This is a genomic window from Kushneria konosiri (genome assembly GCF_002155145.1).
GTDB classification, from domain to species: domain Bacteria; phylum Pseudomonadota; class Gammaproteobacteria; order Pseudomonadales; family Halomonadaceae; genus Kushneria; species Kushneria konosiri.
Map to the genome: position 1 here is coordinate 170,010 of NZ_CP021323.1, position 14,024 is coordinate 184,033.

10 protein-coding genes and 1 pseudogene are annotated in these 14,024 nt (G+C 58.1%); 3 read left to right on the plus strand and 8 right to left on the minus strand.

Features of this window, described 5'->3' with window-relative positions; all coding sequences use genetic code 11:
• Positions 1-105: 105 nt before the first annotated feature.
• The 6 genes and pseudogenes from B9G99_RS00885 to B9G99_RS00910 form a co-directional block, all read right to left on the minus strand.
• A complete protein-coding gene (locus tag B9G99_RS00885; RefSeq protein ID WP_086620328.1) occupies positions 106-657 on the minus strand; it encodes a hemerythrin domain-containing protein in 552 nt (183 codons plus the stop codon).
• Positions 658-851: 194 nt separating this feature from the next.
• Positions 852-2,201 carry a replication-associated recombination protein A gene (locus B9G99_RS00890; RefSeq protein WP_086620329.1) on the minus strand — a complete coding sequence of 450 codons (1,350 nt, stop codon included), beginning with the start codon at positions 2,199-2,201 and terminating at the stop codon, positions 852-854.
• 58 nt (positions 2,202-2,259) lie between these two features.
• The gene (gene lolA / locus B9G99_RS00895) at positions 2,260-2,913 is read right to left on the minus strand and encodes an outer membrane lipoprotein periplasmic chaperone LolA (protein ID WP_169712231.1); all 654 of its coding nucleotides are present in this window, start codon (positions 2,911-2,913) and stop codon (positions 2,260-2,262) included.
• A gap of 145 nt (positions 2,914-3,058) precedes the next feature.
• Positions 3,059-4,633, minus strand: a pseudogene (locus B9G99_RS00900) (DNA translocase FtsK); the annotation flags it as partial.
• Between the two features lie 14 nt (positions 4,634-4,647).
• Complete coding sequence (locus tag B9G99_RS00905) at positions 4,648-6,828, minus strand: DNA translocase FtsK (protein WP_086620331.1); 2,181 nt, start codon at positions 6,826-6,828, stop codon at positions 4,648-4,650.
• Between the two features lie 184 nt (positions 6,829-7,012).
• The gene (locus B9G99_RS00910) at positions 7,013-8,956 is read right to left on the minus strand and encodes a methyl-accepting chemotaxis protein (protein WP_158521413.1); all 1,944 of its coding nucleotides are present in this window, start codon (positions 8,954-8,956) and stop codon (positions 7,013-7,015) included.
• A 162-nt stretch (positions 8,957-9,118) separates the two neighbouring features.
• On the opposite strand from B9G99_RS00910, the gene aat reads away from it, so the two are divergent.
• From aat to infA, 3 genes are all read left to right on the plus strand, one after another.
• Complete coding sequence (gene aat, locus B9G99_RS00915; protein WP_086620333.1) at positions 9,119-9,808, plus strand: leucyl/phenylalanyl-tRNA--protein transferase; 690 nt, start codon at positions 9,119-9,121, stop codon at positions 9,806-9,808.
• A 46-nt stretch (positions 9,809-9,854) separates the two neighbouring features.
• Positions 9,855-10,619, plus strand: coding sequence for an arginyltransferase (locus tag B9G99_RS00920; protein WP_086620334.1), 765 nt, complete (start codon positions 9,855-9,857; stop codon positions 10,617-10,619).
• A 153-nt stretch (positions 10,620-10,772) separates the two neighbouring features.
• The gene (gene infA, locus B9G99_RS00925) at positions 10,773-10,991 is read left to right on the plus strand and encodes a translation initiation factor IF-1 (RefSeq protein WP_007111068.1); all 219 of its coding nucleotides are present in this window, start codon (positions 10,773-10,775) and stop codon (positions 10,989-10,991) included.
• 184 nt (positions 10,992-11,175) lie between these two features.
• On the opposite strand, the gene clpA is transcribed toward infA, so the two are convergent.
• On the minus strand, positions 11,176-13,452 hold the full coding sequence (gene clpA / locus B9G99_RS00930; protein WP_086620335.1) for an ATP-dependent Clp protease ATP-binding subunit ClpA: 2,277 nt from the start codon (positions 13,450-13,452) through the stop codon (positions 11,176-11,178).
• Positions 13,453-13,482: 30 nt separating this feature from the next.
• A complete protein-coding gene (gene clpS / locus B9G99_RS00935; protein ID WP_227875864.1) occupies positions 13,483-13,815 on the minus strand; it encodes an ATP-dependent Clp protease adapter ClpS in 333 nt (110 codons plus the stop codon).
• Positions 13,816-14,024 lie beyond the last annotated feature (209 nt).

Here is a 14,024-nt window from a genome sequence, read left to right on the forward strand (position 1 = left end):
GCATCGCCATTAAAAAAGCGGGGCGGCATCCTGATGCCGCCCCGCTTACGTTTGTAGTACCACCTGCCTGTCGATTCGAAAATCACGCCACCACATGCATGGCACTCAGGCCACTGCCGGGCGAATCTCACGAAACTCGGCATAAAGATCGGGATATTCCTGCTGAAGCCGCGTCAGCCGGGTGCGAGCCTGAAGCGGCAACGTGTCACGCAATTCAACGTACTCTTCTTCATTCATGCTGGCATCCAGCAGCGGAAAAAGATGTTCACGTTCCACACGCAATACGTGGCGGTGCGCATCCAGATAGGCCTTGAGACGCTCACCGAACAGCGTCATGGGCATAATGGCATCCATCAGGATGTTATCGAGATCATCCTCCAGATGTTTCAGACGCTGTATGAGTTCGCGATACTCACCGGCCAGTTTGCAGACCTCCTGCCCGGTATGAGCACCGCGCTCGGTCAGCCGATGGCCGCACAGTGTCTCCAGCGGCACGATGTAATCGCTCATGTAGTCCATGATGTAATCACAGGCTTCCCGCATGAGGCGAAAGCTGGGGCGCTCTCCGGTCACAAGGTAACGATGCTGCAGTGAAAGCACATGAAGCAGTCGAGCCATGTGCGCATGATCCTGACGAAGCTGGGTCAACTTGAGCATGGCGGCGTCTCCGGCAAATTTGACGAGGTACCATTCTTGTAACTTTTACCTTCCATCGCCACTTACTTTGGTCGCATACCGGGGTCACTAAAATTAATACCCGCCACAGCCAGAAGACCCGCACCAGAGCGCACTGTAGCCACAATCCCGGCATAACGGGCATGAGAGAGCACACTCGCCCGACTCACCCTTTCTCATGATGATTCGGAGCTGCGTCGATGCGTCGCAGCACGATCGAGCCCCTCCAGCCATTCAAGCTTTTCAGCGATACGCTTTTCAAGACCACGATCGACCGGCTGATAGTACCGGGTACCGATCAAAGGTTCGGGAAAATAGGTTTCACCCGCGGCGTAGGCGTGTGGTTCATCATGGGCATAGCGGTATTCGTGGCCGTGGCCCAGAGACTTCATCAGCGACGTGGGTGCGTTGCGCAGATGCACAGGCACCTCGTGTCCGGGTGTGGAGGCCACATGTGCGCGCGCCTGGTTATAAGCCATGTAGGCGGCATTGCTCTTGGGGGCGCTGGCGATATAGAGAATGGCCTGTGCTACGGCCAGCTCACCTTCCGGACTCCCCAGACGCTCCTGTACCTCCCAGCCATCGAGTGCCAGTCGCAGGGCTCGCGGGTCGGCGTTGCCGATCTCCTCACTGGCCATACGCACGACGCGACGCGCGATATAGAGCGGATCTGCACCGCCGTCGAGCATGCGACAAAACCAATAGAGCGCAGCGTCCGGGGCGCTCCCCCGAATTGACTTGTGAAGCGCCGAAATCTGGTCGTAAAAAAGATCACCGCCGCGGTCGAGTCGGCGCGTGCTTTCGCCCAGCACCTCCTCGATCACGGCCTCGGACAGGGTGGGCGCCCTGCCATCACCGCCGGCTTCAGCCATGTCAGCGGCAATTTCCAGCAGGTTGAGCGCCCGGCGCGCATCGCCATCAGCAGCCTGCGCCAGCAGGTCGCGCACGCTCTCGGAGGCTTCAATGCCGGCCTCGCCAAGCCCGGCCGGCTCGATCAACGCCCGGTCAATGACCTGACGCAGCTCTTCAGGGGTCAATGGCTTGAGCACATGAACGCGGGCTCGTGACAACAGGGCGTTATTGAGCTCAAAGGAGGGGTTTTCGGTCGTTGCCCCAACAAACGTGAACACACCTTCTTCCACCCAGGGCAGAAAGGCGTCCTGCTGCGCCTTGTTGAAGCGGTGTACCTCGTCAACAAACAGTAATGTGCGCTGTCCGCTGTGGCCACGCTGCTGTGCTTCAAAGGCGGCAGCGCGGATCTCCTTGACGCCTGCCGAAACGGCAGAAAGCGTTGCAAAGTGCGAGCGAGTGTAGCCGGCAATCAGGCGAGCCAGCGTGGTCTTGCCGACGCCGGGCGGGCCCCAGAGGATCATTGAGTAGAGCTGATCACGGGCCAGCGCCCGCGTCAGGGGGCGATCCGGCCCCAGCAGGTGTGACTGTCCGATATAGTCTTCAAGGCGAGCAGGACGCAGACGCGCCGCCAGCGGTTGCCCGGGCGGCGCGTCACGATCAAACAGGTCACTCATGAGGAAGGCACCTTCAATGCGGGTTGTGCCTCCATCATGGCAGATTACGCAAGAGCGATCAGTTGCCTTCGCGCATCACATCCGCGCCTTCCGGAATCTTGAACTGAAAGTGAGAGGCGCTAATGTCAGGGTTGACCTCGATATTGCGAAACGAGATTTCCGTACGCTGACCGGTGCCATCAGTCAGGTCAATGCCGGAGAGACGCTCGTTGTTAAACACCAGTTCCAGGGACTCAAACAGCGAATCATTGGAGCGCGGGGAAAGTGCAAAGAACTCGGTGGTGCCCTGCTGGCGTCGCGACACGTTGTAGTTCTCGGTCAGCTCACTGGCCTGACCGGAAAGCAGCAGCGCCGGCGTATGGGTCACTCGCTGATCGAGCGGGCGGATGCTGACCTGCTCCAGATCGGGGTCATAGAGATAGACCTTCTGGCCATCGGAGACCACGGTCTGGCGATAGGGATCGGAAACTTCCCAGTTAAAGCGACCCGGGCGCGACAGCCACATGTGGCCGCTGGCGTTTTGCAGGCTGCCGCCACCGCTGGCGACCTGCTGATTGAAATCGGCCGAGTAGGTTTTGAGCGGCTCAAGCAGCGATGTCAGCCGTTCGGCATCGCTGGAAGCGGCCTGTGCCGGCAGTGCCATGCAGGCTGCCATGAATGTTGCGCCAGCCAGACCCAGTGTGCGGGCCAGGCCCTTGCGAGCATTGGTCATCAGTGTCATCAAAAACATCCTGTCCTTGTCGGCAGAGAGCATGCCGTGGTGTCCCTTTGACCTGCCACCGGGTGGCAGGTTCGATGAAAGTCCCAGCTGAAGCTTAAGACTTGTCGAGAGATATCAAGGTGTTGCCTCATTCCTATCAATGTGCCGGCGGCGATGCCAGCACCTCTCTTGCGCCATTGCTGCCCATGGAAGAGACCACGCCGGCCATCTCCATCGCTTCCACTAGCCTTGCCGCTCGGTTGTAGCCAATCTTGAAGCGGCGCTGGACCGAAGAGATCGAAGCACGACGCGACTCGGTCACATAGGCCACGGCTTCGTCGTAAAGCGCATCCTGTTCCGGGTCATCGCCGCCTTCCCCTTCGGCTTCAAGGCCTGCCAGTGCATCGGCAGAAACGCCGCCGGAGAGGATCTCATCGATATACTCGGGCTCTCCACGTCGTTTCCAGTCATCCACCACCCGATGTACCTCGTCATCATCGACGAAGGCGCCATGAACGCGCATGGGAATGCCGGCACCGGCCGGTAGATACAACATGTCGCCGTGACCGAGCAGATGTTCGGCACCGCCCTGATCAAGAATCGTGCGGGAATCGATTCTGGATGACACCTGAAAGGCCATGCGGGTAGGAATATTGGCCTTGATCAGACCGGTCACGACATCCACGGAAGGACGCTGCGTGGCCAGAATCAAATGAATACCGGCAGCACGGGCCTTCTGGGCGATGCGAGCAATCAGCTCCTCGACCTTTTTACCCACGATCATGAACATGTCGGCGAATTCGTCGATCACCACCACGATATAGGGCAGTTTTTCGAGCACCGGTGGCTGCTCGTGCATTTCCCAGGGCTGCGGCTCCCAGAGCGGGTCGGCAATCTGGGCACCGGCCTGCGAAGCTTCATCGATACGGGCATTGAAGCCGGCCAGGTTACGTACCCCCATGGCTGCCATCAACTTGTAACGACGTTCCATTTCAGCCACACACCAGCGCAGCGCATTGGCAGCTTCCTTCATGTCGGTAACCACTGGCGCCAGCAGATGCGGAATGCCGTCATAGACCGACAGCTCCAGCATCTTGGGGTCCACCATGATCATGCGCACTTCATCTGGCGTGGCCTTCAAAAGCATCGAGATCAGCATGGCGTTGACGCCGACCGACTTGCCCGAGCCGGTGGTACCGGCCACCAGCAAATGCGGCATCTTGTTGAGGTTGGCAACGACCGGATTACCACCGATGTCCTGACCCAGCGCCACCGTGACCGGCGAGCGCGCATCCTGATAGACGTCGGAGTCAAAGACCTCTCTAAGCCGGATCATCGCCCGGTTGGGGTTGGGGATCTCGATACCGACCGTTGGTCGACCCGGAATGATCTCGACCACGCGAACGCTCTTGACCATCAGCGAGCGCGCCAGGTCCTTGGCCAGATTGCTGATCTTGGAAACCTTTACCCCGGGCGCCGGCTTGATTTCAAAGCGGGTAATGACAGGGCCGGGCCAGGTGTCGACCACCTCTGCCTTGACACCATACTCACGCAGGCGCACTTCCAGCAGCTCTGCCATGTCCTGCAGCTGTTCGGCCGTATAGGTCGGTTCATGCGACGACGGCGGCGTCAAAAGTGACAGAGCGGGCAGCTTGCCAACCGGCTCCCCGTCAGAGTCGTGCGCAGGACGCTGGGTCTGCATCTGCTGCACGGTCCAGAGCGTGGGACTGCTGTTGTCCTCGGCCGTCACTTCCTGCTCGGGGCGTGCTGCAGGCGTCTCACTGCCTGCTGCCCCCCCTGATCAGGAGGTGCGACAGGTGGCGTCACTGCTCTGTCTTCACCGTGATGCGAGGGGCCAGACGGCACCGGTGTCTCGCGAGCAGCAGGCGTGGAAGGCGCTGTCACCGAGGACTCGGATGCCGGCGCTGCCGGTGCGACATCCTGACGATCGTTCTCATCTTCCTCGAACGTCAGCGCTGAAGCTGAAGGCGCACTGGACGACGGCTCTGCTTCATCACGCGCGCTCAACGGTGTCGAGAACTCAGGCTCATCATCTTCCCAGCTCAATACCGGGCGAGGAGCGGCCTGTAGATCATCGACCAGCGGCATGTCGCGCTCATTCGAGGGCTCTGTCGCTGACAGCGGCATGTCATCATCCGTGGTCGGCTCGCCAGAAGCGGTCGAGGCCGGCACGTCGCTTTCAGCAGAGGCATTTGTTGACGACCCGGATTGCTGACGCATCGCGGACTCGGGGCGCTCAAACGCAGGCGTGACGGGCGACTCGAAACCATCTTCATCATCTTCGGCCAGGCGTGGCTCGGGGATAACCTCAGGAATTCGCCGGCGTGTAACATCACCCGGGGCATGCTCTGCTCGAGGCGCCTCAGCGTCCTGTGGTGTACCCACCGGCGGTGAGGAAGGCTGCGCCTGCGCCGGAGTCTCGTCAGCTGGCGCACTGCTAGCCATATTGCCGGAGGCAGCACTGGAAGTTTCTTCATCAGACGTTACCGGGCGAACCAGTGGTTCCTCGATGGGTGCGGCCCTGGAAGAAAGCACATCACCGCGCTCTTTCGGCACCTGTGAAGATACCGCAGCACTCGTGATAGAAGGGGCCGAGGCATTTGCTGTGCCTGCATCAGTGCGAGCGTCATGGCGCTCGACATCGGCCGTCTGACGCTCCGGGCTCACCGGCGCATCAGTGTTATGGGTTTTCGACGCCTGATCCGATTCGGGAACGGTTTCGGATGTGGAGAGCATTGGGTCGATGGTCGTACGGTTGTCACGATGTGACTCACGGGCTTTTGGAGCTTCCTCATAAGGCTGCTCCCAGGGGATATCGTCATCGCCAGTACGCATACCGGAGATCTGCTCCGGCATATCGTCAGCGTCACGATCACCACCCTGCTGACGTGTCGGCGCGACCGGTTCCTCGTCATCTTCAAGGAATTCGTCGTCGTGAGCTGGTGCACGGCGCCCGGGCATGAAACGCGCCAGCAAACCACTTCGTTCACGTCTGGGGCGAGCATCTTCGGCATCTGCTCTCAGATCGGTGTCGACATCATCGTCATCATGACCAAAATCAAACTCGTCCTCTTCCTGAGCGGCCAGATAGGCTTCGCGGCGCTCCTGCGCCATTTCCCGACGCCGCTCCTGGAGTCTCGAGCCGGCACTGCCAATACTTGCGCCTGCCATGCCTACACGACGGGCACACCAGCGCACGCCACGCCAGATGCCATTGCCCACTTCATCGATGATGGAAAACCAGGACATGCCGGTCAGTAGCGGCATGCCGCAAAGAAAGGCCGCCAGCGACAGCAGTGTGGTGCCGTGCCTGCCCACCAGAGACGCCAGTGCCGCCGAGATACCCTCACCCACAATGCCGCCCGAGCCGTAGGGCAGATCATTGCTGGCATCCTGAAAATGCAGGGCCCCCACGTTACAGGTCGCTACCATGACCAGCAGCAATCCGCCGCCGCGTACGGCCAGGGCCATGGGGTCCCAGACAACGTGCGCCTCTTTGGCCCGTATCAGACGCCAGGCGCCCAGGCCCAGCATGCCGGGTGCCCAGAGAGCACTAGCACCAAAAAGGGAATAAAGAACATCGGAAAGCCATGCTCCGACAGGCCCCATCCAGTTGGTCACCTGCTGATCCGGTCCGCTGTGTGACCAGCTGGGATCAGCCGGTACATAGCTGAAAAGCGCCAGCAAAAGGAAGGCGCAAAGCGCCAGCATGACGATGGCGACTCCCTCCTTGGCGGCACCCTGAAGTCGGGCACTGAAATGTCGGGCGTTATCCCGGGCTTTGGTCACACGCTGTCGAGAGCGCTGCGTCGTGGCGCTTTTGCGCGTTGTTCGCGGGCTGGCACCACTTTTACTGCGGCGGGCCTGTGACTGCGACTGCGATTGTCTGGTCTTGCTGGCGCTCAACGGCCATCCCCCCTGCACTCATGCGAGTGTTATGGCTGTACTCTGATGAAGCATTCGAAGGCCTGATAAAGGCATATTGGCAGGGTAATGACACTGGGTCACACCCTGCCAGAGGCAGGTATCATACCTGGAGATGATGGTACGGCACAGACCCGGCAATTGCAGCCGGCAAATCCGGGAAATCTCAGGCTGGCAGATGAAAGACCTTTACTACCTCGCTGAGCTTGCGCGCCTGCTCATCCAGATGACCCGAGGCAGCCGCCGACTGCTCGACCAGTGCGGCGTTGTGCTGCGTCGTTTCATCCAGTGACGCCAGCGCACTGCTGACCTGCTCGATTCCTGTAAGCTGCTCTTCGCTGGCACGGCTGATTTCATTGACGATGACGCTCAGATTTTCCATTCGCGCGGTGATTTCTGCGATTTGCTCACCGCTTTGCTGGATATGAGCATTGCCGGTAGTGACCTCTTCGATGGTGTGTCGAATCAGATGACCAATGTCAGCCGAGGCTTCACTGCAACGAACCGCCAGACGGCGCACCTCGTCCGCCACGACGGTAAAGCCTCGACCATGGACGCCGGCACGCGCCGCTTCAACCGATGCGTTAAGCGCCAGCAGGTTGGTCTGAAAGGCGATACCATCAATGGTGGCGATGATATCGGACATTTTCGAAGCCGTTGCGTCCAGATCCCTGAGCGTGGTGACAGCGCGGCCCAGCCGCTGTTGCCCTTCCCGGGCCGAAGCCACTACTTCGCCAGCCATGGTATCTCCCTGGCGGGCTCGCTCGGTGTTCTGACGCACCGTGGCAGTAAGCTCCTCGATACTGGCCGCGGTTTGCTCAAGGCTTGCCGCTTGGCTTTCGGTACGACGTGACAGATCCATGTTGCCACTGGCGATTTCGCCCGACGCGTGGCCGATACTTTCCACCGACTGGCGTACGCGACTGACAATATCTCGCAGGCCATCTCCGATACCGTTCATGGCGCCTATCAGTGAGCCGATCTCATCCTGACGGCGACTGTCCAGGTGCTGCCTGAGATCACCACTGGCCAGATGGCCGGCCATGCCCTGTACGCGAGCCAGCGGACTGCTCAGGCTACGGCGCATCATGACATAAACACCCAGCGCAGCGGCCAGCGCCAGACCCAGTGCAATCAGCAAAAACCGATTTCGCGCCGCGGCAATCTGGTCATCAATATCAGCGTTGATGGCCGTGGCCGTGACGATCCAGTTCCAGGCGGGATACTGCATGAAATAGGTAGTTCGACCCGCGTGTTCGGTATCGGGCAGCTGATACTCGAAAAGGCCACGCTGCTCATTGAAAATGGGCGCAAAGGCAGGGTTACCTTCGACATCGGACATTTCCCGCAGGGAAACGCCTTCGTTTTCGCCGCCCGCCAGTACCTTGCCGCTATCAGCATTGACGATCATGAAATAGCCGTTGTCCCCGATCTTCAGGGATCTAACGCGCGACTCAAAGCTTTTCAGATCCTCCGTGATATCCACGCCAATAAAGCTTGCGCCGATCACGCGGCCCTGGGCGTCATGAATGGGCTCATAGCGGGTGATGTAGGGCGTACCAAACAGTGTGGCGATTCCCGAATAGACCCGGTCTTCCATCAGGGCACGATAGCTTGCGCCGTTGCGATCAAGAAGCGTGCCTATGGCACGAGCGCCCTGGTCGTTCTTGAGAGAGGTGTTCACCCGCACAAAATCATCACCGGTACGGGCAAAAATGGTAACCGGTGTGCCGGTACGCTGAGTAAAGTCATCCACCCGCTGAGTGTCCATATTGATCACCCCACGCTGATCCATCAAAAGCGGGGTCTGACGAGCGTTGATCTCCATGGTTTGATCAGCATCGAGCACAAAGGGCGGGGCCAGACTATCGGTCTGAAAAAGCTTCAAAAAGCGCGCACTTTGTTGCTGTAGACTCTGATCGAAAAGCGCGACGGAATCAGTGAACTGCTGCGTTTGTTGCTCCATGCTGTTTGTTGACTGCTCACGAAGCGCGCGAGCATTTGAAGCCGACAGCCCCCAGCTCAGGGCAACAAAGGCAATAATGGCCACCAGCCCGATAATCAGCGCCAGGCGCGAGCCGATACCCATGCGTCGAAAATAGTTTCCCATGATAGATATCCGGTAATGTGATACTTCTTCTCTGGTGGCCAGAACCTGGCAAACCTTCCTGCAATCCAATGTCGGCCGGAATGAATAAAACTGAAGAGGCTTTGATGTGTTACCGGTCACCCGCCCATGCATCACCACTCTGCCCGTCCACAAGATGCGATCATGATTGACTGGCTCGCTCCGTGGCCTGTCGGCTTTCCACCGTCAGAGAACGCGCTTGAAACCCCCAACGGCCTGCTGGCCGCTGGAGGAGCACTCACGCCGGACTGGCTGCTGGCGGCCTATCGGCGCGGTATTTTTCCGTGGTTCAATGAGGAAGATCCCATACTCTGGTGGTCACCCGACCCCAGAATGGTGCTGTTCCCGGAGTCACTTCGTGTGCGGCGCAGTCTGGCCAAACGACTTCGAAACTCGGGCATGACAGCGACGTTTGATCAGGCCTTCGAGTCTGTCATCACGCAGTGTGCCGAACAGCGACAGGCGCTCGAAGGCACATGGATTTCATCCGACATCATCCGGGCCTATGTGAACCTGCATCAACTGGGCCACGGACACAGCGTTGAAGTATGGGAGGGAGATACACTGGTGGGTGGACTCTACGGTATCCTGCTGGGACGCGTGTTTTTCGGCGAATCCATGTTTTCCATACGACCCGACAGTTCAAAGATTGCGCTGGTACGGCTGGTAGAGTGGCTGTCCGAGGATCATGATCTGGCGATGATAGATTGTCAGATGCATACGTCACACCTGGCCAGCATGGGGGCCTGTGATATTTCACGCGAACATTTCGATGCCCTGCTCAGGCGCTATATACCTGAAGACTGTCAAGAAGCCTCGACACCGCGCCGATAATCATGATCAAGTCATTCATGTCGCAAGCCCCGGCCCACACTTTTGGATGTTGCGCCCGTTGAACAATTCAAGCACGCATTCGTCTCTTCAGGATTTACGGTTTTTCCTGACAAAACCTCATGATTGCAGCTATCTGGGATCACATGAGGCTACAACGCTGTTCATGGATCCACACACTCCCGTGGATCATGATATGTACAGCGCTCTGACGTTAATGGGCTTTAGACGAAGTGGCACACACCTCTATCGCCCCCACTGCCAGGAGTGTAATGCCTGTGTCTCCGTGCGCGTGCCGGTCGATGATTTCGAGCCCGACCGTTCACTCAAGCGTACCGAGCGCAACAATCAGGATCTGGACGTCATCGAGCGGCCGGCCGTGTTCGATGAAGAACATTACGCGCTTTATGAGCGATATATCAGCACACGTCACAGTGATGGCGAGATGTATCCACCGGCCATCGAACAGTACCGCGCCTTTTTAAACATCGCGCACGATTTTTCACGCCTGATCGAGTTTCGTCTAAAGGGTAAGCTTCTGGCGGTGGCCGCCGTGGATTTTCTGACCCATGGACTTTCTGCCATCTATACTTTCTTTGACCCTGATGAAGCGTTCCGGCCGAGATCACTTGGAAGCTGGGCGGTCATCTGGCAGATCCGTCGGGCCCAGTCATTGGGACTCAAGCACGTTTACCTCGGGTACTGGATCCACAAGAGCCAGAAAATGGATTACAAGCAGCGCTTCAAGCCGCTCGAGTATCTGCAGGGGCACCGCTGGCATCGGGGCATTCCGATCACACAGGCGCATCATTAAAGGCGCGTCAGCGTCAAGCGGCTTTGCGCTTCAGGCAGGTATCAGGCAAAATATCGCACGTTCAGTCCGCCATCATTTACGTTGTCTGATGATTTAATCAGCAAGACTGCCCTGATGGCGTGCTCATATTACGATTATCGGGGACTACATCATATGGCAAGAGAAGATCATATTGAAATGGAAGGCGTGATTGTCGATACGCTTCCCAACACCATGTTCCGCGTTGAGCTGGAAAATGGCCACGTCGTGACCGCTCATATTTCCGGCAAGATGCGCAAGAACTACATCCGCATTCTGACCGGTGACAAGGTCAAGGTTGAGCTGACCCCTTACGATCTGTCCAAGGGCCGCATCGTCTATCGCTCCCGCTAAAGGACGCCCGGCGTCCTTGTGACTCTGCCCTCCTCATGTCTTTTCGCTGCCTGTCAGCGCCCTGACTGCCCTGCCAATGGCTGACAACCTGCTGTCCGAGGCACAGCCTCTTGTCTGCCATTCGTAACCTGCATAAAAAAACGCCCCGTCCGAAGACAGGGCGTCAGTAGTGACCGGCAGCCGATCAGGCCACCTGTTCGGCAGCCGCTGACAGCTGAAGCTCTCCGTTTTCCAGTGTGACATGCACCGTGCCACCATGGTCCGCCAGATCGCCGAACAGAATCATCTCGGCGAGAGGCTTCTTGAGCTTTTCCTGAATCAGACGCGCCATGGGGCGCGCGCCCATTTGCGGATCGTACCCATGTTCGGCAAGCCAGCTTCGTGCCTCATCATCGACGTCAAGCTGAACACGCTTCTCGTCCAATTGCGCCTGCAGCTCTACCAGGAACTTGTCGACGACACTTCGTACAATCTCCATGTCCAGATGGCGGAACTGAATGATGCTGTCCAAACGGTTGCGGAATTCAGGCGTGAAGGTGCGGCGAATGGTTTCCATGGCGTCGGTAGTGTGGTCCTGAGTCTGGAAGCCAATGGAGCGACGCGAGGCCAGCTCTGCCCCGGCGTTGGACGTCATGACCAGAATCACATTACGGAAATCCGCTTCACGACCGTTGTTGTCGGTCAGCTTGCCATGATCCATGACCTGCAAAAGCAGATTGAAGACATCCGGATGCGCCTTTTCGATCTCATCAAGCAGCAGCACACAGTGCGGGTTCTTGGTGACGGCTTCGGTCAGAAGTCCACCCTGATCGTAGCCGACATATCCCGGAGGCGCGCCGATCAATCGAGACACGGTGTGACGCTCCATATACTCGGACATGTCAAAGCGTACCAGCTCGATCCCCATGATCTGCGCCAGCTGACGGGCCACCTCGGTTTTGCCCACCCCGGTCGGACCGGCAAACAGGAAATTACCCACCGGCTTGTCCGGAGAGCCAAGCCCGGCACGCGACAGTTTGATTGCCGAGGACAGGCTATCGATGGCCTCATCCTGACCAAACACCAGCATCTTGAGGTTGCGATCCAGATCGGCCAGCAGCTTGCGATCCGAGCTGGAAACGCTCTTGGGCGGAATGCGGGCGATGGAGGCCACGATCGATTCGATCTGCTCGACATCGATCTGCGAAAGACGCGCCTCGACCGGTAGCAGTCGTTGATGCGCGCCGGCCTCATCAATGACGTCGATCGCCTTGTCCGGCAGATAACGGTCATTGATATAGCGTGATGCCAGACGTACGGCAGCTTCCATCGCTGCATCGGTGTACTTGAGCTGATGATGCTCTTCAAAGCGACCACGCAGCCCCTTCAAAATACGGATGGCGTCATCCACCGTCGGCTCCAGTACATCCACCTTCTGGAAGCGACGAGCCAGCGCGCGATCCTTTTCAAAGATGCCGCGAAACTCCTGAAAGGTCGTGGACCCGATGCAGCGCAGCTCACCTGAAGACAGCATGGGCTTGAGCAGGTTGGAGGCATCCATGACACCGCCTGAGGCAGCACCAGCACCGATGATGGTGTGGATCTCGTCGATGAATAGAATCGAGTTGGGCTCTTTCTTGAGCTCGGCGAGCAGACCCTTCAGGCGTTTTTCAAAATCGCCACGGTATTTGGTTCCTGCCAGCAGGGCACCCATGTCAAGTGAGTACACTACGGCATCACTGATGACATCCGGCACATCTTCTTCGACGATGCGCTTGGCAAGACCTTCTGCGATGGCTGTCTTGCCGACACCCGCCTCGCCCACCAGTAGCGGATTGTTCTTGCGACGACGCGCCAGAATCTGAACTACACGTTCAAGCTCATGATCACGGCCGACCAGAGGGTCGATACGCCCGATACGCGCCTGCTCGTTCAGATTGGTCGCATAGCCGGTCAGGGGATGCGATGAGGCATCACCAGAAGCGTCCTCACCGTCCTCCGATTCCGAGCCACTGTTGTGCTGGCCCTGCTGCTGGTTGTGTCCGGCCACCTTGGCAATACCGTGAGCGATGTAGTTGACCGCATCAACGCGCGCCACGTTTTGCTGCTTGAGGAAATAGACTGCCTGGCTTTCCTGCTCGGAGAAGATTGCCACCAGCACGTTGGCACCGGTCACTTCCGACTTGCCGGAAGATTGAACATGGAAAACCGCGCGCTGGAGTACTCGCTGAAAGCCCAGAGTTGGCTGGGTTTCACGATCATCCTGATCCTCGGGAATCAGCGGCGTGGTGGTATTGATGAAATCCTGTAAATCGGTGCGAAGCTTGTCGAGATTGGCTCCGCAAGCCCGTAGAACGTCTGCAGCCGAAGCATTGTCCAGCAATGCCAGCAGAAGATGCTCCACAGTCATGAACTCGTGTCGCTTTGAACGCGCCACGGTAAATGCGGTGTTCAGGGTCAATTCAAGTTCTTTGCTCAACATGGCAGTCCCCTCTTGGCCGCTGCAGACAGCTCAGTCTGCCCGGTCGATGTCGCACAGCAGTGGATGCTGGCATTCTCGAGCGTATTGATTGACCTGCTGGCTCCTGGTTTCCGCAATATCACGGGTATAGATGCCACAGGTCGCCTTACCCTGAGTATGAACGGCCAGCATGATCTGTACCGCCTTCTCGTGATCCATGGCAAAAAAGGTTTGCAGTACTTCGACGACAAACTCCATGGGCGTGTAGTCGTCATTGTGAAGGACCACCTTGTACATCGGAGGTTCTTCAAGTTTCGGATCACTCGTCTGCTCGGCCACATCGCCCTGGTCCTGATGCTCAGGATCGGAATCGGGAGGTGTCATGCCTGCACGCGTAACCGTATTACGAAAATCGTAGTGAAGTGCTTCACTATCTATCTTGAACATATGTGCCCGGGTCGATGAAAACAAGCGGAAAGATGATTGAATGCACTCATCGAGCTAACAGTTTGAGCGCTGATACGACTCAGTGTTCCCTATAAAGATGGTGCTGCCCTGCCGACGATGCAAGCCTGCGGCGATAAAAACAGTAT

Coding starts and splice junctions, on each gene's coding strand:
- clpA (WP_086620335.1), bottom strand. CDS start 13,452: ATGTTGAGCAAAGAACTTGAATTGACCCTGAACACCGCATTTACCGTG.
- B9G99_RS00885 (WP_086620328.1), bottom strand. CDS start 657: ATGCTCAAGTTGACCCAGCTTCGTCAGGATCATGCGCACATGGCTCGA.
- lolA (WP_169712231.1), bottom strand. CDS start 2,913: ATGACCAATGCTCGCAAGGGCCTGGCCCGCACACTGGGTCTGGCTGGC.
- infA (WP_007111068.1), top strand. CDS start 10,773: ATGGCAAGAGAAGATCATATTGAAATGGAAGGCGTGATTGTCGATACG.
- clpS (WP_227875864.1), bottom strand. CDS start 13,815: ATGACACCTCCCGATTCCGATCCTGAGCATCAGGACCAGGGCGATGTG.
- aat (WP_086620333.1), top strand. CDS start 9,119: ATGATTGACTGGCTCGCTCCGTGGCCTGTCGGCTTTCCACCGTCAGAG.
- B9G99_RS00890 (WP_086620329.1), bottom strand. CDS start 2,201: ATGAGTGACCTGTTTGATCGTGACGCGCCGCCCGGGCAACCGCTGGCG.
- B9G99_RS00920 (WP_086620334.1), top strand. CDS start 9,855: ATGTTGCGCCCGTTGAACAATTCAAGCACGCATTCGTCTCTTCAGGAT.
- B9G99_RS00910 (WP_158521413.1), bottom strand. CDS start 8,956: ATGGGAAACTATTTTCGACGCATGGGTATCGGCTCGCGCCTGGCGCTG.